The organism is Actinosynnema sp. CS-041913 (assembly GCF_050942485.1).
Classification (GTDB): Bacteria; Actinomycetota; Actinomycetes; order Mycobacteriales; family Pseudonocardiaceae; genus Actinosynnema.
This window is the reverse complement of record NZ_CP192037.1, coordinates 8,559,488-8,578,639: the sequence shown is the minus strand read 5'-3', so window position 1 is coordinate 8,578,639 and position 19,152 is coordinate 8,559,488. Positions and strand designations below refer to the sequence as shown.

Below are 19,152 nucleotides of genomic sequence, written 5' to 3'. Positions count from 1 at the left end.
TCGTCTCAACTGGCCGTACCAGTGGGTAACCGAGTGTTATCGCAGGTCACTTGAGCGTAGTCGCCGGCTCCCGGTCGACCGGGATGATCGCCGTGGCGGGCTGCCGGCGGGTCAGCGCGACCCCCACCAGCACCACGACCATGCCGGCCACGACGCGCAGGTTCAAATCCTCGCCGAGGAACGCCGCGCCGAGCAGCACGGACACCACGGGCAGCAGGTAGCCGACCGTCGAGGCGTTGGTGGGGCCCTCGTCCGCGATCAGCCGGTAGTTGATGACGAACGCCAGTCCGGTGCCGAACACGCCCAGGATCGCCACCGCCACCAGCGGCTGCCAGCCCAGGTGCATCGGCTCCAGCCCGCCCACCGGCACCACCAGCAGGGTCAGCCCGCTCGCCGCGACGAGCTGGGTCGAGGAGAGCTGGAACGCCGACGCGCTGCCGGCCACCGTGCGGCCGATGTAGGTGTAGGCCACCGCGTACGAGGCGGCGGCGGCCAGGCACGCCAGCGCGCCCCAGCTCGCCAGGCCCGCCTGCTGCCACGGCGCGAAGATCAGCAGGGTGCCCGCGAAGCCCAGCACGAGGCCGACGAGCCGGGCGGCGTTGCGCTGCCGCTCGAAGCCCAGCGCCAGCCCGATCGCGAGCATCCACAGCGGCGTGGTGGCGTTGAGCACACCCGCGACGCCGGAGTCCACGGTCTCCTCGCCCAGCGCGAACAGCACGAACGGGATGACGTTGCCGAACACGGCGGCGAACGCCAGGTGGCCCCAGACCTTCCGGGCGCGGGGCAGCCGCTCGCCCTGCGCGTAGGCGAGCACGACCAGCACGGCGGCTCCCAGGACGGTGCGCGCCAGGGCGATCTGGACCGGCGACAGCCCGGTCAGCGCGATCTTGATCCAGAGGAAGCTGGAACCCCAGAACAGGGCGAGGACGCCCATCCTGACCAGCGTGCCGGGTCTGTTCACGACCACATGCTGCGCGAAGCGAACCATCAGGACAAGTGAATAGAACTGCACTACCGTTAAGCTGCGCTGTACGGTTGGGTTCATGCTGGACGTGCGACGCATGCAGGTGCTCCGGGCCGTGGTCACCACCGGCTCCATCACCGCCGCCGCGGTGAACCTCGGCTACACCCCGTCCGCGATCAGCCAGCAGGTCGCCGCCCTGGAGAAACAGGCCGGCCTGCCGCTGCTGGACCGCGTCGGGAGGGGCGTGCGGCCCACCGTCGCGGGCCGCATGCTCACCGAGCACGCGGCGCACATCACCGACCGGCTGGTGGAGGCCGAGGCCGCGCTCGCGGACCTGCGGGCGGGCCGCACCGGGCGGCTGCGGGTCCGCTACTTCGCCACCGCCGGGGCGGCCCTGGTGCCGCCCGCCGTGGCCGCGTTCAAGGCCCGGCACGCCGACGTGCAGCTAGACCTCAAGCTGATCGAGCCGGACGACCCCATGGTGGAGATCGAGGCGGGCCGCGCGGACGTGGCGCTGAGCGTGTTCCCGCGCGGGTCGGAGGCCCCGCGCGGTGTGCACGTCGTGCACCTGCTCGATGACCCGTACCTGGCCGTGCTGCCGCGTGGGCACGACCTGGTCCGCAAGCGCGTGGTGGACCTCGCCGACCTGGCCGACGAGCCGTGGGTGGACGCCGTGAGCCCGCCCGGACCGTGCCGCGACATCGTGCTCGACGCGTGCGCCGCCGCCGGCTTCGCGCCGAACTTCGTGCTGGAGTCCGACGACTACCCGACCGCGCAGGGCTTCGTGGCCGCCGGGCTGGGCGTCACCATCGTGCCCAAGCTCGGGCTGGGCGTCATCCACCCCGGCGTGGTGGTGCGCCGGCTGCGCCACCCGGAGCCGAGCCGCACCATCCTCGCGGCGATCCGGGCGGACAGCCTCGGGTCGCCCGCGGTGCGGACCTTGCTGGACGCCCTGAAAGCGGCCGTGTCGTAGATCGGTAACGGGCCCGGGGGCGCGATCGCGCCGAAGCCTGGAGTGTCGCGAGCTGGACGGGGCCGTCCAGGAGCCGGGAAGCCGGCGGGTAGCTAGCCCTTGCCCAGGGTCTGGTCCTTGGCGATGTACAGGCCCTGGTTCTCCCACTTGAGCACGATCAGCTTGCGCTCTCGGGCGACCGAGTTGTCCTTCATGTTGTAGGTGATCTCGATCTCGTACGCGTACGGCGAGTTGATCTTCACGCTGATCAGCTCGACCGACCGGACGAGGCTCCACCAGCTCTTGTAGCCCTCGATCCCGCCCGTGCTGCTCTTCATCTCGGCGGTGAGCCGGTTGAAGCCGTCCTCCACGTTGGTCGGCATCAGCGCGAAGTAGTCCCGGATCGCCTGTTCCTGCTGCTCCGGCGTCGGATCGCTGGTGATCTTCGGCGGCGGCGCGGTGGTCTTCCTGGTGGGCGTGCTCGACGGCTCGGCGCCGCCCGCCTGCTTCGCGCTCGTCGTGGTCTGCCCGGCCTGGGTGTTGTCACCATCGCCGGAGAACATGCTGGCCAGCATGATCCCGACCACGGCGGCGGCGACGATCGCCAGCGCCGTGACCGCCGCGGACCGCTTGCTCTTGATCGGACCCCGGCCCGCCGGCCTGCCCGCGGGACGCGGTGCGGCGGCCGGCCGCGAGGGCGGCGGCAGCGGGTTGACCGGGCGCGGCGGCGTCGGCGTCGGCGAGATCCGGGTGGCGGGCGGCGCGGGCGCGATGGCCCTGGTCGCCGCTGTGGCGGGCTGCTGCACGGGCGTGCCCTGCCACGACGGCGGGTGCGTCTGGGGCAGCGCCACCGGGAACTCCGGCGCGGCCCGGCCGGCGGCCACTGCCGCCAGCGCCTCCCTCGCCTCCGCCATCGTGGGCCGGTCCTCCGGCTCGGCGCGCAGCAGGCGCATCAGCAGCGCGGTCAGCGGACCGGCCTGCTTCGGCGGCGTGACCTTGCCCGAGGCGACCTGGTGCAGCAGCGCGATGGTGTTCTCGTTCAGCCCGAACGGGGGCATGCCCTCGATCGCCGCGTACAGCGTGGAGCCCAGCGAGAACACGTCCGCCGGCGGACCGGGGTCGTAGCCCTTCGCGACCTCCGGGGCCAGGTAGGCGGGGGTGCCGGCGAGCATCCCGGTCGCGGTGACGGTGACGTCGCCGGTCGCGCGGGAGATGCCGAAGTCGGTGATCTTGACCGTGCCCTCGTGGCCGAGCAGCACGTTGCCGGGCTTGATGTCCCGGTGCACGATGCCCGCGTTGTGCGCGGCGGCCAGCGCCGAGGCGACCTGGGAGCCGATCGACGCCACGTCGCGGGGCGACAGCGTGCCGCGCTCGGACAGGACCGTGGACAGGCTCTTGGACGGCAGGTACTCCATCACCAGCCACGGCTGGCCGTCGTCCTCCGCCACGTCGTAGACCGCGATGGCGTGCGGGTGCTGCAACCGGGCGGCGATCCGGCCCTCGCGCATGGCCCGCCGCTTCGCCTCGTCCGTGTCCGCCTCGGCCAGGCCCGGCTGGAGCAGGAGCTGCTTGACGGCGACCGTGCGGTGCAGGCGCTCGTCGTGCGCCTGCCAGACGATGCCCATCGCTCCGCTGCCGATCCGCTGGCCCAGTCGGTAGCGGCCGGCAACCAGGCGGCCATCGTCGGTCACAGGGGACTCCAAAGCTGCTCGGGCTACTTCAGTGGCGAACACCGGTGACATCGCCACTAGGACAAGAACGTTGCGTCACCCGATCGGGTTCGGCTCCACCTTACGAGGTCTGCCCACCATGCCCTATGTGGTGGGCAGCGCCGGAGATGTCGTGGTGGTCGTTGTCGTGGTGGTCGTCGTCGGCTTGGGCGTGGTCGTCGTGGTGGTTGTCGTCGTTGTCGTGGTGGTGGTCGTCTGCGGAGGCGGCGTGGTGGTCGTCGTCGTCTCCTCGGTCGTGATCCGTGGCGGCACTGTAGTCGTGGGCTCGACGGTCGTGGTGGTCGTCGGCGCGGGAGTGCTCGACGAACTCGTGTTGCCCGCCGGCGGCACTTCGGGGTCCTTGTTGTCGAACACGCCCAACGCGACCAACAGGAAGCCCAGCAGGAGCAGGCAGCCCAGCACGACGGCGGTGATGACCAGCGGGCGGGTGTTGTTCTTCGTCGGCGCGGGCGGCGGCGCGACGGGGGTCGTCGGACCGGTCGTGCGCGGGTTCGGCCGCACCACGCGAGTGCGGTCGGCGTCCATGACGGTCGTCGCGCTCGCGATCGGGTCCACCAGCGGCGCCGCGCGCAGCCCGGTGAGGCTGGGGTTCCGGCCGTGGGCGACCGCGTAGAGCATGTCGCGGGCCTGCGCCATGGTCGGGCGCTCGTCCGGGTCGTAGTTGAGCAGGACGAGCAGGACGTCGGTCAGCGGCCCGTCGAGCGAAGGCGGGTTGATCCGGCCCGCGGCGACGGCGTGCAGCACACCGAGGGTGTTCTCGCTCAGCCCGAACGGCGGCTCGCCCTCGGCCGCCGCGTAGAGCGTCGACCCGAGCGAGAACACGTCCGAGGCAGGCGTCGGGTCCTGGCCGCGCGCGATCTCCGGCGCGAGGTAGGCCGGGGTGCCCGCGATCAGGCCGGTCTTGGTGACGGTGACGTCGTCACTGGCCCGGGAGATGCCGAAGTCGGTGATCTTGACCAGGCCGTTGTCGGCGAGCAGCACGTTGCCGGGCTTCACGTCCCGGTGCACGATCCCGGCGGCGTGGGCGGCGGCGAGCGCGGACGCGGCCTGGGTGCCGATCTGGGCGACTTCGAGCGGGTCGAGCGGACCGTGCTCGGCCATCGTGTCGGCCAGGCTGCTGGACGGGAGGTACTCCATGACCAGGCACGGAGCGCCGTTCTCCTCGACCACGTCGTAGACCGCGATCGCGTTCGGGTGGTGCAGCTTGGCGGCGATCCGGCCCTCGCGCATGGCGCGCTGGATGGCCTCGTCCTGCTCGGTGGTGTCGAGGCTGGGCTGGAGCAGCAGTTGCTTGACCGCGACGATCCGCCCGAGGCGCTCGTCCTGGGCGCGCCAGACCACGCCCATGGCACCGCTGCCGATCCGGTCCAGGAATCGGTAGCGCTCGGCGATGAGCCGGCCGTCAGTGGTCACCGGACCACCTCGTCGGGGCGCTGCGTGACCGCGGCAAGGGCAGCAGGTCTCACGCTAGGGCTCCTCGTCGTGCGGATCGATGCGCGGACAGCCTACCCCGGCGGTGACGACGGCTTTCGGACCGTTGCGCAGGTCACGCGAGCTACGTTCGGACCGGGAAGGGATACCCGAAACCGGGTCAATCGGCCACCTGTTCGGGTGAAGATCGCCGCAAGTGGCTCCAAACGGCCCAGTTTGGTTGGTGCCGGGCGGACCTGGCATTTCGGAACCGGGGTGGCTCCTGATTCGCCGCCTCGTCTTGGTCCGAGCGGCCCTGGGTTGAGCGGCCCTGGTTTGCCCGGCGAGTTGCGGCTCGACGGCGTGTCTCGCGTTCCGGCTCGGCGAGTTGCGGCTCAGCGAGTTGCGGCTTGGCGTGCGAGTTGCGTGTCGCGGCCAAGCTGAATCCTCGGCGCGAGCCGCCCGGACCGCACTGCCCGACGCGAGTCGCCCAGAGTGAGCTGCTCAGGGCGAGGCGCTCAGAGCGAGTCGTCCAGAGTGAGCGCTGTCCAGGGCGAGGCGAGGCGAGCCGTCCGCCCTACTTGGCCGGTGCGAAGAAGTCGAACCCACCGAGCGGGTTCAGGATGCCGCCCAAGTCGATGCCGATCCCGACCCCCGGCGTCTCCGACGACGGCGGCGGGGTGGTGGTGCCCGAAGACGGGGGCGGCGTGCTGTCCGAGGACGGCGGCGGCGTCGTGGTGCTCGTGGGCGGCGGCGGGGTCGTCTCGGGGGGTGTCGTCGTGCCGGGCGCCGGGGTGGTGGTGCTGGGCGGCTGCTCGGTGGTGGGGGCCGGCGCCTGCTCCGTGGTGGTCGTCGTGGCCGGCGCGGGCTGCTGGGTCGCGCGCGGGCGTTTGGTGGAGCTTTGGGTGGGCGTCGTGGTCGACGTCTCGGTCTGGTCCTGGGTTTGCGGCGTTTCCTGCTTCGCCGCGGCTGCCGCCAGGTCGTTGCCGATGGTGTTCGTGCTCCGCGCCTGCGGCCGGGTGTCGAAGCGGACCTCCGCCAGCGGGCGTTCGTCCGGGGACGACAGGAGGTTCGTCGCGGTGAACGCCACGGTGCCCGCCAGCACCACGCCGCCGCTCGCCATCGCCACCAGCTTCGGCACGGAGAAGCCACCGCCGCCGCGCTCTTCCTCGCCGGCGCGGCCTTCGCGGCGCAGCAGCTCGGTGATGTGCAGTTCGCGCCCCGAGAGGTTCGTCGCCGCCTTGAACCGGACGGTGTCCTCCTCGGTGCTCCTCGGCCGGACGGTGTCCTCCTCGGTGATCCTCGGGATGGGCTGGGTCTCGGCCTCGCGCCGGGCGATCAACTCGCCGACGGAGAGCTGGGCCGTCGAGCCATCCCGCCGACGCCGTTTGTCGTCGTTCGACACCGAAGGTCACCTTCCCGGAGAGTGCGTTGCGCTACTAACCGGGACCATGGATACCGAATCGTGACCGACTTCGTAACCCCTTTGGGTGAACTTTCCTAATCAACAACTGACGGAATACACAGTCCGTGAGCTTCTACGGCATGATCGTCACTCAGTGTCAGCTACGTTGGGCTGAAAGGACCTGCGTCCCGACAATGCGAGGACGGGTCGTGTCGGTGAGCCAGAAGAGCTGCTCGACCCTCATCCACCGCCCCGACAGCTCCTGCAGCGACACCACCGCGTGCACCGCGCCGTCCGGCCGGAGGGAGGTCGACTCGATCGTGATCGCCTGGATCCGGCCCCACGACGCCACGAAGTCCCGCGCGTTCCCGCCGACCAGGTCGGGCGTCAGCAACTGCGCCGCGTCGGCGGGCTTGGCCGGCAGCAGCTCGTAGAAGTGCCGCACCACGCCGACCTGCGGCTTGGACCTGGTCGCGGTCTCCGGCGGCGGCGCCACGTCGATCTCCGGCGGCACGTCCACCGGCACCTCCACGGGCACGTCGACCACCATCGGCGCGGGCTCGGCCGGCGGCGGCGACGGGTTTGGCGCGCCGCCCAGTTCCGCCGCCAGCACGTCCGGCCGCAGCGCGGACGACCCGGTGATCTCCGCGGGCGGCTCGACGGACGGCCGGGACGGGCTGTCGGCCCGGGCTCCGACCAGGATCGACGCCGTCGCGACGGACGCCAGCAGCACCAGCGCGCCGGCGGCCAGCCCGACGGCCTTGGCGGCCCGGTTGGACGGGCGTGGCGGGCACTGGTGCGCGGCGGGCTCCCCGAGCAGCTCGGCGATCAGCCCGTCGGTGGCCGCCTGCTCGCGCGACGGGATGCGCACCGGAGCGGGGTGCTTCCTGATCAGTTCGGCCACCGAGACCGAGCCGGCGCGGCTGTGCCTGCGACCGCCTGGCGTAGGGCGTTGCACTGGCGACTCCCTCGGACCTGTGTCGTCAGCGAGAACTCGTACCGTGCCCGACCAGCGCAAAGCCAGCCAAACTGGCGGGTTCACCCGTTCGTGGCGGCCAGCGGTCCGAGGGTGTCGCTCGATCGGGCGATCAAGTCCGAGCTGTACGTTCGCGAACGACCGCTAGGCGTCGCCGACCGGCCGCTCGGCGGTGATCAGCGGGTCGTCGGTGGTGGTGAAGAACAGTTCGCGCTTCTCGGTGGTCGTCGTCCCGTCCTTCATCGTCACGTGCAGCGTGCTGACCGTGACGCCGTTCGCCGGGTCCACGCTGATCTCGGTCACGCGGATCAGCGCCACCTCCGCGAACCGCTTCGCCAGCAACGCCTCGACGTCCACCCGGAACGGGTCGGCGACCAGCTCCAGCGCGGTGGCCGGGTCGAACGCCGCGTCCTCGTAGAACCACTCCGTCATGGCCGCGAGCGCGGCCCCGTCCACCACCGGCCGCGCGCTGTTCGGCACGGTCGTGACGGTCGGCGGCGGGGGCGCGTCCGGCGTCGTGCCCACCTCCGGCGCCAAGGCGGCGGGCTGGGGCGGACCGGGGAGCAGGTGCGCGGTGGACAGGACGGCCTCGGACCGCTGGACCGGGGTGCCGTCCGGCCTGCCGACGACCGCGTCCTGCCGGTGCGACGGCACGGGGCTGGTGGCGAACCCGGTCAGGATCGGCGCGGTGGTCGGGTAGCCGGGCATCCCCAGCTCTTCGTCCGGTGCGTTCGTCCCGACCAGCTTGGACGCCGCGAACGCCAGCCCGATCAGCACGGCCGCGGACGACAGCACGGCGAACCAGGCGGCCCGCTGCCACGTCACCGGCGGCGTCACGGACGCGGGCACCAGGCCGATGTTGAAGTTGCGCAGCCCCATCGCGTCGGTGTCGACCAAGGGGTCACGGGTGCGCTGCACGGGGAACACGTCCCGCCGCATGACCGCCTGCACGTCCCCCCGCACGACAGCCCGCACGCGCCGCACGACGGCCTGCGTGCCCGGCCGCGTGTCCGGCCGCACGACTGCCTGCCTGACCGTGCCCGGCCGAGGGTTCGGCCGCCCGACGTCGGGTGTGCCGGCCCGCGCCACCGGCATCACGGGCGTGTGGTCCAGCTCACTGCTCAGGGGCAGCCACCAAGCCGCCCGGTCGTCCGCCGTACGAAGCCTGCCCGACCGTTCCGGTTCCCCGATGTCCATGCCTGTGCGAACCTCTCCCGCCCCCGGACGCACGCCGGTCCGGCTGTAGTTCGGCTGGTCAGAGGCAGGGAATCGGGGTGGGACGGCGAGACCCTGCGCCTACCACAGGGTAGGTGCACGGCCTGCGGGCGGCTGGTCGGATCAGCCTTGCGGTACCGAGGTGGCACACGTGCGAGTGAAGTTCAGCTACCGCTGTTCAGTCGCTTCCGGCTGCTCTGCAAGGCGTTGGTCGCGGCCAGCCCCGCGCCGCCGGCCAGCAGTGCGCCGATGATGTCGGGGGCGATGTTCTCGCCCGTGGTGATCAGCAGCCCGACCAGCGCGATGACCGTGGTCACGCCCGCGACCGTCCACCGGCTGCGCACGTATTGCGCGACCGGCGCACCCGCGGCGCGCTTGGACTTGGCTGCCGAGCCCAGCATGGCCAGGTAGCCGTCGTGTGCCAGCGTGGCGAGCACGCCGAGGATTGCGATGAGACCCATGATGAGGCCGATGACGCCCATACACCTAGTGTGCCTGCGCTTATTCGACTTGGCCCATGGGTGATCGCCCTGATATCCCCCTGGTGTGGAGTTGTTCTGGCATGACGCCTGTCTGGAGCACGACACCGGCGCGGGTCTGTGGGAGCTGCCCGGCCGGTGGGAGTGGTTGGACGCGCCCGAGCCGCACCCGGAGAACGCGGCCCGCCTGCGCACGTTCCGGCACGCCCTGGCGCACGGCCCGGTGGCGCCGCACCTCACCTGGTCGAGCGGCCGGTTCGCCACGGACGAGGAGCTGGCCCGCGTCCACGCGACCGAATACCTCACCTATCTATATAGGGCGTGCTCCGGCGAGGGCCGCGTCGCGCTGGAGACCAACACCGTCGTCGGCCCCGGCTCGTGGGACGCGATCCGTGCCGCCGCGGGCACCGCCCTCGCCGCGTACGAGGCGGTGGCGTCGGGTCGGACCCGCCTGGCGTACGCGCTCGTCCGCCCGCCCGGCCACCACGCGCAACGGGCGCTCCCGGACGGCTACTGCCTGGTCAACAACGCGGCCCTGGTCGCCGAGACGGCCCGCCGCGCCGGCCGCCGGGTGGCGGTCCTCGACTGGGACGTCCACCACGGCAACGGCACCCAGGACATCTTCCGGGACGCCGACGACGTGCTCACCGTCTCCGTCCACATGCGGCACGGCCCGTGGGGCGCGAACCACACCCAGACCGGCGGCCCGGAGGAGAGCGACGGCGCGAACCTCAACATCGAGCTGTCCCTGGGCGCGGGCGACACCGCCTACCGCCGCGCGTTGGCCGAACTCGCCCTGCCGGCGATCCGCGACCACGGCGCGGACTTCCTCGTCTGCGCCTCCGGGTTCGACGGCTCGGCGTTCGATCCGAACGGGCGGCACAACCTGACCGCCGCCGGGTACCGGGACATCGGCCGGGAGGTGGCGGCGCTGGACCTCCCGACCGTGCTCACCCAGGAGGGCGGCTACCTGCGTGGCTACGCGGCGCTGTGCCTGCACGCCCTGGTCGAGGGCCTCGTGGGGACCGCCCCGCTGCTCGACGATCCCCTCGCCTACCTGCCCGACGACGCCCAACTGGTGGACCGGGACCTGGCCAGGGCCGCTACCGGCCGAGCGGGCCGCGACCGAGCTTGAGCAGGATCATCGCCAGGTCCCGGCCCTCGGGGCCGAGTTCCCGGTAGCGGTTGAGGACGTCGATCTCGCGGTTGTGCACGATCTTCGTGCCGCCGGCCGCCATCCGGGCCGCGCCGATGGTCTTGGAGATCTCCACGCGTCGTTTGACCAGGCGCAGCAGCTCCGCGTCCAGGTAGTCGATCTCCTGCCGCAGCGCGTCGATGTCCTCGTTGGCGGGCGCGGTGTCGGTGCTGTTCATCGGGGTGACCTCTCGACTCTGGAGTGGAGTCCCGGTCCGGAAGCGACGAAGCCCCGGAATCCGAGGACTCCGGGGCTTCGTGGGTGGCTGGGTGCGCTAGCGGTCCACGGGAGCCGGAGTCCGGATCCCGTAGAAAAACTCGAAGTGAGCCGAGCGCATGCCGTCATCATGCCACAGCCGCGGACTGTCGGGGGTACCCGGTAACGTGAACGCACGATGAGCGCCTTGTTCGACTTGCCTCCAAGTCCCCCTGCTTCCCGGTCCTCGCGGCTGCTGGCCGACCTCAACCCGGCGCAGCGCCGCGCGGTCGAGCACGCCGGGTCGCCGCTGCTGGTCGTCGCGGGCGCGGGCTCGGGCAAGACCCGCGTGCTCACCCGCCGCATCGCCTACCTGCTCGCCGAGCGCAAGGTCCACCCCGGCGAGGTCATGGCGATCACGTTCACCAACAAGGCGGCGGCCGAGATGAAGGAGCGCGTCGCCGACCTGGTGGGCGCGCGCGCCCGCTCGATGTGGGTGTCGACGTTCCACTCGATGTGCGTCCGGGTCATGCGCCGCGAGGCGAAGACCCTCGGCCTGTCCTCGAACTTCTCCATCTACGACGCCGACGACACGCGCCGGCTGATCACGCTGGTGGCGCGCGACCTCGACCTGGACCCGAAGCGGTACCCGGCCCGCACCCTCGCCATCCACATCTCGAACCTGAAGAACGAGCTGGTGGACGTCGAGACCGCCAAGGAGCAGGCGGGCAACGACCTGGAGCGCCGGGTCGCCGAGGTCTACGAGAGCTACCAGCGCCGGCTCACCGAGTCGAACTCGCTGGACTTCGACGACCTGATCATGCGCACGGTCGAGCTGCTCCAGCACTACCCGGACGTGGCCGAGCACTACCGCCGCCGGTTCCGGCACGTGCTGGTGGACGAGTACCAGGACACCAACCACGCCCAGTACACGCTGGTCCGCGAGCTGGTCGGCACCGGCCGGGCCGGCGTCGCGCCGGGCGAGCTGTGCGTGGTGGGCGACGCCGACCAGTCGATCTACGCCTTCCGCGGCGCGACCATCCGCAACATCGTGGAGTTCGAGCGCGACTACCCGCAGGCGACGACGATCCTGCTGGAGCAGAACTACCGGTCCACGCAGACCATCCTGTCCGCCGCGAACGCCGTCATCTCGCGCAACCCGGACCGCCGGGACAAGCGGCTGTGGAGCGAGCTGGGCGACGGCGAGAAGATCGTCGGCTACGTCGCGGACAACGAGCACGACGAGGCGGCGTTCGTCGCGCGCGAGATCGACCGGCTGGTCGACGGCGGCGACGCGAACAACGGCGAGATCGCCGTGTTCTACCGGACGAACAACCAGTCCCGCGTGTTCGAGGAGATCTTCATCCGGCTCGGCCTGCCGTACCGGGTGGTCGGCGGCGTGCGGTTCTACGAGCGGCGCGAGGTGCGGGACGCGCTGGCGTACCTGCGGACGCTGGCGAACCCCGACGACACGGTGTCGCTGCGGCGCATCCTCAACGTGCCCAAGCGCGGCATCGGCGACCGCGCGGAGGCGTGCGTCTCGACCTACGCCGAGCGGGAGCGGATCAGCTTCGCGGCGGCGCTGCGGGAGGCCGTGCGGGGCAAGGTCCCGATGCTGAACCCCCGGTCGCAGAAGGCCATCGCGGGCTTCGTCGAGCTGCTGGACGAGCTGGGCGAGCTGGTGGAGCGCGGCGACGACGTGGCCGACATCCTGGAGGCCGTGCTGGACCGCACGGCGTACCGGGCGGAGCTGGAGGCCAGCGAGGACCCGCAGGACCACACCCGCGTGGAGAACCTGAACGAGCTGGTCACGGTGGCCCGCGAGTTCACCGACCTGGGCGCGGTGACCCAGGTCCCGGCCGAGGACGAGGGCCTGCCCGCCGAGGGCTCGCTGGGCGCGTTCCTGGAGCGGGTGTCGCTGGTCGCGGACGCCGACCAGGTGCCGGACGCGGAGTCGGACGGCGTGGTCACGCTGATGACCCTGCACACCGCCAAGGGCCTGGAGTACCCGGTGGTGTTCTGCACCGGCTGGGAGGACGGCGTCTTCCCGCACCTGAGGGCGCTCGGCGACCCGACGGAGCTGGCCGAGGAGCGCCGCCTGGCGTACGTGGGCATCACGCGGGCCCGGCAGCGCCTGTACCTGTCGCGGGCGCTGGTGCGCTCGGCGTGGGGCCAGCCGTCCGCGAACCCGGCGTCGCGCTTCCTGGACGAGATCCCGGCCGACCTGGTCGAGTGGCGGCGGGTGGAGCCGCAGCGCTCCGCGCCGTCCACCGCGACGACGTGGGGCCGCCGCTCGGACGGGCCCTCGCGTCCCGCGCCGACGAACACGGCCTGGAAGGACACGCCCGCGCTCAAGCTGGACGTGGGCGACCGGGTCAGCCACGACAAGTACGGGCTGGGCAGCGTGGTCGCGGTGGACGGCTCGGGCCCCCGCGCCACCGCCACGATCGACTTCGGCACCGCGGGGAAGGTCCGGCTCATGCTGATCGGCGGCGTGCCCCTCGTGAAGCTGTGACGGCGGCCAGCAGCCCCGCCGCGACCGGGACGAGCACGGCCAGCCGGTAGCCCTCCAGCGGGGTGTCGCCGAGCGTGGCGACGGCCGTCACGCCCGCGACCCCGAGGGCCGCGCCGAACTGGAACGACGTGTTGAGCAGGCCTCCGGCGAGGCCCTGTTCGGCGTCCGCGATGCCGTCCGTGGCGACGATCGTCAGCGGGCCGTAGGCCAGCGCGAACGCGAAGCCGAGCAGCACCAGGGTGGGCAGCAGCCGCCAGTAGTCCCAGCCGTGGTCCAGGGGCAGGAACAGCGCGTAGGCGGCGGTCGCGGAGAGCAGCCCGGCGGTCGTCACCTTGATCAGGCCGAACCGCCTCACCAGGCGCGGCGTGAGGGTCGGCGCGAGCACCGCGTCGATGCCCACGACGAGCAGCGTCAGGCCGGTCTCCAGCGCGGACCAGCCCAGCACCTGCTGGAGGTAGAGCACGGCGACGAGCTGGAAACCGAAGAACGACGCCGCGAACAGCAGGGCGGCGATGTTCGTGCCGACGAGGTTCCGCACCCGGAAGACGCCGAGCCGCACCAGGGGCTCCGCGGCCCGCCGTTCGATCACCACGAACGCCGCCAGCAGCGCCAGACCGCCCGCCAGCGCCGGCCAGACGCCTTCGGCGATGGCCAGCACGAGCAGCAGCATCCCGCCGGTGACGGTGACCGCGCCCGCGACGTCGAACCGGCCCTGCGCGCGGTCGGCGCTCTTCGGGATCGCCTTCACGGCGGCGAAGAGGATCACCAGCGCGAGGACGACGGGCGCGAAGAACACCCACCGCCAGTCCAGCACGGTGAGCAGCCCGCCGACGACCATGCCGAGGGAGAAGCCGGCCGCGCCGACCCCGCCGTACACCAGGAGGGCCTGATCGCGCCGTGGGCCGTCGAACGTGGTGGTGATGATGGACAGACCCGCCGGCGTGAGGAACGCGGCGCTGAGGCCCGTCACGAACCGGGCCACGATCAGCACCCAGCCGTCCTGCGCGAGCCCGCCGAGGCCGGAGAACAGCACGAAGACGGCGAGCCAGCACAGGAACACCCGCCGCCTGCCGAGCAGGTCCGCCGCCCGGCCGCCGAGCAGCATGAAGCCGCCGTAGCCCAGCACGTAGGCGCTGACCACCCATTGCAGGGCGCCGGGCGTCATGCCCAGCTCGGCCTGGATGGACGGCAGGGCGACGCCCATCATCGAGACGTCGACGCCCTCCAGGAAGATCGCACCGCACAGCACCAGCCGGACGCCCCACTCGCGTCCGCTCAGCCGCGCGGTGGTTTCCGTTGTGGTCACAGCTCCTCCTCGTTCCTTGCATGTGCATGCAATGCTGCGGGAGGATCTCCGCTTGTGGAAGAGGGCACTGTGAAGTCACCGGGGCACTGCGAGGGAACCGACGACGACGACGACCCCAGGCAGTGGGACACGCGGTCGGACTGCCTGGTCCGGGACATGCTGGACCGGGTAGCCGACAAGTGGTCGCTGCTGGTCATCGGCTACCTGGAGGAACGGCGGCACCGGTTCAGCGAGCTGCGCCGCAAGATCGACGGGGTGAGCCAGCGGATGCTCACCGTCACCCTGCGCCAGTTGGAGCGGGACGGGCTCGTGCGGCGCACCGTGCACCCGACCGTGCCGCTGCGGGTGGACTACGAGCTGACGCCGCTCGGCGCGACCCTGCACACCACCCTGTGCCCGCTCGTGGTGTGGGCGACCGAGCACGAAGCCGAGGTCACGGCCGCGCGCGCGGCGTTCGACACCCGCGCCGGGGCCGCCTGACACGGCCCTCCCGGACTGATCCACGAGTCGCACGCAACCCGAATATGACGTGTGCGTCTTATGGGGTGTCACAAGCGGAATGACCGGGGCATTCGGGGTGAACCGGGCAGAGGGAGCCGCTTGCGGGCAGCACTGAAGGACGCGGGAGCCGCTTCGGGGGCGGCGAGCGCGACCAGGGATCACCAGGGGGCGGTCCAGGGGGACGAAAGGCCGGGTCGCGCAGGCGACCCGGCCTTTTCACGCGCTCGTGCGCGCCTTGTCACATGCTCGTGCCCACGCGCGGAGCCTTCGTCGGCTCAGACGCTGATGCCCTTGGCGTTCAGCCAGGACAGCGGGTTGATCTTCTTGCCGTCCGGGTTCCAGACCTCGAAGTGGAGGTGCGGACCGGTGGAGAAGCCCCGGTTGCCCATCCGCGCGATCTGCTCGCCGGCCTGGACGACCTGGCCCTTGCGCACCGAGTAGGTGTCCACGTGGCCGTAGACGGTGACCGTGCCGTCGCTGTGCTCGACCTTGACCCACAGGCCGAACCCGCTGGCCGAACCGGCCTCGATCACGACGCCGTCCGCGGCGGACAGGATCGGCGTGCCGATGGGGCCCGCGATGTCGATGCCGTAGTGCATCTCGCCCCAGCGGCCACCGAAGCCCGAGGAGAACTCGCCGGCGGCGGGCCGGGCGTACTTCGGCCGCTGGGCCTCGGCCTCTGCCGCCTCGCGGTCCTCGGTGATCTTGGCGCTCTTGGTGAGCTTCTGCGCCTCGGCGGCGGGGTCGACGGTCTTCGCGACCGGGAGGATGTGCGGCGAGGCGGGGCCGGTGCCCCCGACGCCGAACGCGGCTGCGCCGTCCGAGGCGCTCGCGAGGGGCGTGACCTCGTCCGATGGTGCGTCCGAGCTGGAGCCGAGCGCGTGCAGCGTCTGGCCTGCGCCGGCCGCGGCGAACGCGCCGACGGCTACGGCGGCGACGACGATCCGGCCACGCAGCGCCGAAGGGGGTGGTGGGAGCCGGTGCGATCCCACTGGACGCACGGAGACGCGGTCGTCCGCATCTTCGAGCACAGCGGGACTGCTATGGCCGCCGGGGGAGCGGTGTCGAGACAAAACCTGGCCTTCCGTCTTCGGGGAGTCCGGTCGACACCGGGCGGGGGATCCCGGGTGAGCCAGTCGGGGTACCGGCTCGTTGTCTTGCTTGTGACCAGACCGTGACAACGGACCGGGGGAAGATAACGGGGCGGAAGCCTCGTAGGCAATCCCCGGCCGCGATGTCTACCGATTAGCGGTTAGAGGGAAGGCTGGACATGTGCGCTGTAACCCTCGGTCACCTGAGAGCTACTAAACCCCTCACTTACAGGCAAGATGGGGTGAGGCTCGGGGTCATGCGGACGGGTGATGGCCGTCACAACGACGTGAAGTGCGCGGGTGTCAACCGATAGCGAAAGGTGACCTGAATCACGTATCTGATGCTCCTCTACGACCAACGAGGAGTGCTCCAACCGGGCGTGCCGCTGCGGGATGACCACCTGGTCCATCTCGCTCCACACCACGACGAACCTCGTCCGGCACGGTGGGCACGGTGCGGCCAATTCGGACAAAAGCTCTGAACCGGGGCGCAACTGCCGGGTCAGCGGGGTCGGGAGCAGGTAGGCGGCCACCGTGCCGCCGTGCGGGGTGCCCAACGTGACCAGCGTCCGCACCCGCGCGTCGCCGTGCAGCCGCTGCACGTAGTAGCGGGCGATCAACCCGCCGAGCGAGTGCCCGACGACGTGGACCCGGTCGGACCCGGTCTGCGCGCAGATCCGCTCGATGTGCTCGCCCAGCAGTGCCGCCGAGCGCCGGACGTCCCCGGTCAACGCCGTCAACACGCTGTAGTTGACGGCGTGCACCACCCCGAAGCCACGCCTTCGCAGCGCCCCCGACAGCACTGCGAAGGCGGACCGGTTGTCCCCGATGCCATGCACCAACACGATGGGAGTGCCCGCCGCCTCCATGGCCGAAACCACCAGGCCCCGCCGGCGCGGCGGGAGGTCGTCGGTGCGGTAGTGCCGGAAGTGCCCGTCGGGCCGGAGCTGCTGCTCAAGCGCTCCCCACGGGTAGAGCACGGTGTGCGCGGCCAGCCACGCGGCCTCCACCACCACGCCGCGCACGCCACCGGGCGAGGTGACGCCGCGGGCGACCTCGGCCGCACCGCCGAGCACGCCGACCGCCACCTCGCTCCCGGCCCCGATCGCACTTCGGACCGTGCTCCCGATCGCTCCGGCCGCGGTGTCGACCGCGCCCCGGACCGTGCTCCCGACCGTTTCGGCCGTCGTGTCGACCGCGCCCCGGACCGCGTCGAACCCGGCTCTCAGCCCGGCTGCGAACCGGCCCGGCGCCGAGTCGGCCGCATCACCCATAGGACTGAAGGTAGGTGAAGCTTCCACGAAAACGGGCTACCCAATGCCGGCCTCCGACATTCCCGGCCGACCTTCCCGGCCGGGCGGTTCGCCGCCGTTTTGCTAGCGTCGAGCCGATGATCCGAACCGCAGAAGCGGCGTCGCCGGCGCCCACCAAGCTCCGCCTGGCGTTCGGGCTCGCGGCGGTGGGCGCGGTCTGCGGCGCCGTCGGGCCGGTGGTGTCGGTGGTCGACGGCGGCGCGCCGCCCGCGTTCACCGCGTGGCCGCTGCTCGCCGTGCTCGCCCTGCTGCCGGTCGGCGTCGCCGGTTTCTTCCTGGCCCGGAACCAGGAGACGACCGCCGCCGCCGTGCTCGTCCCGGCCGGGGTCGTGGCGGTGGGCCGCTTCCTGGTCGACCTCCAGATCCTGCGCGACCCGGTCGGCGCGGTCCGGCCCGAGCTGTTCCGCCCGACCACCCTCGCCACGCCGAGCGTGACCGCCGGCCTCTGGCTGCTGCTCGCCGGCCACGTCCTCACCCTCGCCGCGGGCTGCCTGGCCGCCACCCGGACCGACCCGGAAGGCGGCCGGGCCGAGCGCTTCGGCCTCCCGACCACGGCGGGCGTGGTCGCGGCCGTGGGGCTGTTCATGGCGCCGTTCGGCTCGTCCGACGCCTTCATCCCCGCCGGCGGACCGCTGGACGCCCCGGCGCTCGCCCTCGCCGGCGGGCTGCTCGTCACGCTCGCCGTCCCGGTCCTGGCAATGCTCGCGGCCAGTTCGGGCAACGCCGACACCCGCCGGGGCGGCCTGCTGGGCATCGCCGCCGTCCTGGTCGCGCTCGCCCTGCCCGGCCTCGCGACCGCCGTCGCCGTGGACCGGGTCGACGTGGCCCCGGGGCCGTTGCTGGTCCTCGGCGCGGCGGCGGCCCTCGGGTGGTCGACCACCACCAAGAAGGAGCACGACCTCGAACTGCCGGGACGCCGCAAGCTGGACCTGATCGCCGCGTCCCTGGGCGTCGCGACCGGCGCCTGCGCCGCGATCGGGGCGCTCACCGACCACCTGAACGTCCCGGAGGGCGTGCCGGCGCCGACCGACTACGCCGCCCGCCTGCTCTGGCCGGTGGCGATCGCCGCCACCCTCTTGGCGCTGATCCCGAAGGCCCGGCCGGCGTTCATCACGGCGCTGGCGGCCGTTCCGCTGGCCGCCGGGTTGGCGCTGGACGCGGTGTTCAACGCGACCCGCGTGCCCCTGGTCGAACCCGGCCCCGGGGTCTGGTTCACCGCGCTCGCCGTGGTGCTCGGGTCCGCCGCCGCGATCACCGCCGCGCTGGCCGGGGCCGTGGAGCGGGACGAGGAGGGCACTGCCCGGACCTCGCCGCCGCTGCCGCTGGTCGCGACGAACCTGACCGCCGCGCTGTTGGCGCTGGGCGCGTTCGGCCTGCCGCTGTTGGAGGCGCCCGACTACGTGCCGATCACGGCGTTCGGCCTGCGGGTCGGGTCCTGGGGGCTGCTGATCGCGCTGGTGGCCGTGCTGGCGGCGATCGGCCTCGCGCTGGTGTCGCGGCCGGGCAAGGGCGCGGCCCTGCTGCTCGGGGCGGCCTGCGTCACCGCGACCCGTGCGCTCGAATACCCGCTCACCGAGTCCCGCGCCGCCGAGACCGCGCCCGGCCCCGGCCTGTGGCTCGCGCTGGCGACGACCGCGGCCCTGCTCATCGCGGCGGCCGTGCGCACCACCCGTTGACGAGCACCCCTCGCGGAATCTCCCCTCCGGCGGCCCGCCGGATCGGTGGGGTGATCGACCTCACCACCTTTATGACCGACCTCACGGGTATGGGGTGCGGAGTGGTCCACGCAGGTCGATAGTGTTCTGCGCAGCCGCGTCGAGCCGGTCCCCCCACGGCTATGCCGGCGTTCCAGGTGATGCCTGGTACGTGTGGGCACCAGGCCCCAGCCTGGAGCGCCGGACCTAT

16 protein-coding genes are annotated in these 19,152 nt (G+C 72.2%); 5 read left to right on the top strand and 11 right to left on the bottom strand.

Annotation, left to right across the window (positions count from 1 at the left end; genetic code table 11):
• Positions 1-46: 46 nt before the first annotated feature.
• Complete coding sequence (locus ACQPZF_RS38585; protein WP_433274914.1) at positions 47-967, bottom strand: DMT family transporter; 921 nt, start codon at positions 965-967, stop codon at positions 47-49.
• Positions 968-1,043: 76 nt separating this feature from the next.
• Between ACQPZF_RS38585 and ACQPZF_RS38580 the strand changes: the two genes are divergently transcribed.
• Positions 1,044-1,937, top strand: a complete 894-nt coding sequence (locus tag ACQPZF_RS38580; RefSeq protein ID WP_433265664.1) for a LysR family transcriptional regulator — start codon at positions 1,044-1,046, stop codon at positions 1,935-1,937.
• Positions 1,938-2,029: 92 nt separating this feature from the next.
• Here the strand turns inward: ACQPZF_RS38580 and ACQPZF_RS38575 are convergent, their stop codons facing one another.
• The 6 genes from ACQPZF_RS38575 to ACQPZF_RS38550 all read right to left on the bottom strand — a co-directional run bounded on the left by ACQPZF_RS38575 (position 2,030) and on the right by ACQPZF_RS38550 (position 9,134).
• Positions 2,030-3,607: a serine/threonine-protein kinase gene (locus ACQPZF_RS38575; RefSeq protein ID WP_433265662.1), complete on the bottom strand. Its 1,578-nt coding sequence runs from the start codon at positions 3,605-3,607 to the stop codon at positions 2,030-2,032.
• A gap of 123 nt (positions 3,608-3,730) precedes the next feature.
• Positions 3,731-5,059 (bottom strand): serine/threonine-protein kinase, encoded by a 1,329-nt coding sequence (locus ACQPZF_RS38570; RefSeq protein WP_433265660.1) that lies wholly within the window; start codon positions 5,057-5,059, stop codon positions 3,731-3,733.
• A 574-nt stretch (positions 5,060-5,633) separates the two neighbouring features.
• Positions 5,634-6,461 (bottom strand): hypothetical protein, encoded by an 828-nt coding sequence (locus ACQPZF_RS38565; protein WP_433265658.1) that lies wholly within the window; start codon positions 6,459-6,461, stop codon positions 5,634-5,636.
• A 157-nt stretch (positions 6,462-6,618) separates the two neighbouring features.
• On the bottom strand, positions 6,619-7,419 hold the full coding sequence (locus ACQPZF_RS38560; RefSeq protein ID WP_433265656.1) for a hypothetical protein: 801 nt from the start codon (positions 7,417-7,419) through the stop codon (positions 6,619-6,621).
• 162 nt (positions 7,420-7,581) lie between these two features.
• Complete coding sequence (locus ACQPZF_RS38555) at positions 7,582-8,634, bottom strand: hypothetical protein (protein WP_433265654.1); 1,053 nt, start codon at positions 8,632-8,634, stop codon at positions 7,582-7,584.
• A gap of 182 nt (positions 8,635-8,816) precedes the next feature.
• Positions 8,817-9,134 carry a hypothetical protein gene (locus ACQPZF_RS38550; RefSeq protein ID WP_433265652.1) on the bottom strand — a complete coding sequence of 106 codons (318 nt, stop codon included), beginning with the start codon at positions 9,132-9,134 and terminating at the stop codon, positions 8,817-8,819.
• Positions 9,135-9,198: 64 nt separating this feature from the next.
• Between ACQPZF_RS38550 and ACQPZF_RS38545 the strand changes: the two genes are divergently transcribed.
• Positions 9,199-10,266: a histone deacetylase gene (locus tag ACQPZF_RS38545; RefSeq protein WP_433265650.1), complete on the top strand. Its 1,068-nt coding sequence runs from the start codon at positions 9,199-9,201 to the stop codon at positions 10,264-10,266.
• Here the strand turns inward: ACQPZF_RS38545 and ACQPZF_RS38540 are convergent.
• Positions 10,235-10,504, bottom strand: coding sequence for a chorismate mutase (locus tag ACQPZF_RS38540; protein WP_433265649.1), 270 nt, complete (start codon positions 10,502-10,504; stop codon positions 10,235-10,237). The genes ACQPZF_RS38545 and ACQPZF_RS38540 overlap by 32 nt on opposite strands.
• A gap of 216 nt (positions 10,505-10,720) precedes the next feature.
• Between ACQPZF_RS38540 and pcrA the strand changes: the two genes are divergently transcribed.
• Positions 10,721-13,036, top strand: a complete 2,316-nt coding sequence (gene pcrA / locus ACQPZF_RS38535) for a DNA helicase PcrA (protein WP_433265647.1) — start codon at positions 10,721-10,723, stop codon at positions 13,034-13,036.
• Here pcrA and ACQPZF_RS38530 read toward each other — a convergent pair.
• Positions 12,999-14,342 (bottom strand): MFS transporter, encoded by a 1,344-nt coding sequence (locus ACQPZF_RS38530; RefSeq protein ID WP_433265645.1) that lies wholly within the window; start codon positions 14,340-14,342, stop codon positions 12,999-13,001. The genes pcrA and ACQPZF_RS38530 overlap by 38 nt on opposite strands.
• 69 nt (positions 14,343-14,411) lie before the next feature.
• Here ACQPZF_RS38530 and ACQPZF_RS38525 point away from each other — a divergent pair, with 69 nt between their 5' ends.
• Complete coding sequence (locus tag ACQPZF_RS38525) at positions 14,412-14,822, top strand: winged helix-turn-helix transcriptional regulator (RefSeq protein ID WP_433265643.1); 411 nt, start codon at positions 14,412-14,414, stop codon at positions 14,820-14,822.
• Positions 14,823-15,118: 296 nt separating this feature from the next.
• On the opposite strand, the gene ACQPZF_RS38520 is transcribed toward ACQPZF_RS38525, so the two are convergent.
• Positions 15,119-15,844 (bottom strand): M23 family metallopeptidase, encoded by a 726-nt coding sequence (locus ACQPZF_RS38520; RefSeq protein WP_433265641.1) that lies wholly within the window; start codon positions 15,842-15,844, stop codon positions 15,119-15,121.
• 251 nt (positions 15,845-16,095) lie between these two features.
• Complete coding sequence (locus tag ACQPZF_RS38515) at positions 16,096-17,208, bottom strand: esterase/lipase family protein (protein WP_433265639.1); 1,113 nt, start codon at positions 17,206-17,208, stop codon at positions 16,096-16,098.
• Between the two features lie 116 nt (positions 17,209-17,324).
• On the opposite strand from ACQPZF_RS38515, the gene ACQPZF_RS38510 reads away from it, so the two are divergent.
• Positions 17,325-18,923 (top strand): hypothetical protein, encoded by a 1,599-nt coding sequence (locus tag ACQPZF_RS38510; RefSeq protein ID WP_433265637.1) that lies wholly within the window; start codon positions 17,325-17,327, stop codon positions 18,921-18,923.
• Positions 18,924-19,152 lie beyond the last annotated feature (229 nt).

Coding starts and splice junctions, on each gene's coding strand:
- ACQPZF_RS38580 (WP_433265664.1), top strand. CDS start 1,044: ATGCTGGACGTGCGACGCATGCAGGTGCTCCGGGCCGTGGTCACCACC.
- ACQPZF_RS38555 (WP_433265654.1), bottom strand. CDS start 8,634: ATGGACATCGGGGAACCGGAACGGTCGGGCAGGCTTCGTACGGCGGAC.
- ACQPZF_RS38550 (WP_433265652.1), bottom strand. CDS start 9,134: ATGGGCGTCATCGGCCTCATCATGGGTCTCATCGCAATCCTCGGCGTG.
- ACQPZF_RS38540 (WP_433265649.1), bottom strand. CDS start 10,504: ATGAACAGCACCGACACCGCGCCCGCCAACGAGGACATCGACGCGCTG.
- pcrA (WP_433265647.1), top strand. CDS start 10,721: ATGAGCGCCTTGTTCGACTTGCCTCCAAGTCCCCCTGCTTCCCGGTCC.
- ACQPZF_RS38515 (WP_433265639.1), bottom strand. CDS start 17,208: ATGGGTGATGCGGCCGACTCGGCGCCGGGCCGGTTCGCAGCCGGGCTG.
- ACQPZF_RS38510 (WP_433265637.1), top strand. CDS start 17,325: ATGATCCGAACCGCAGAAGCGGCGTCGCCGGCGCCCACCAAGCTCCGC.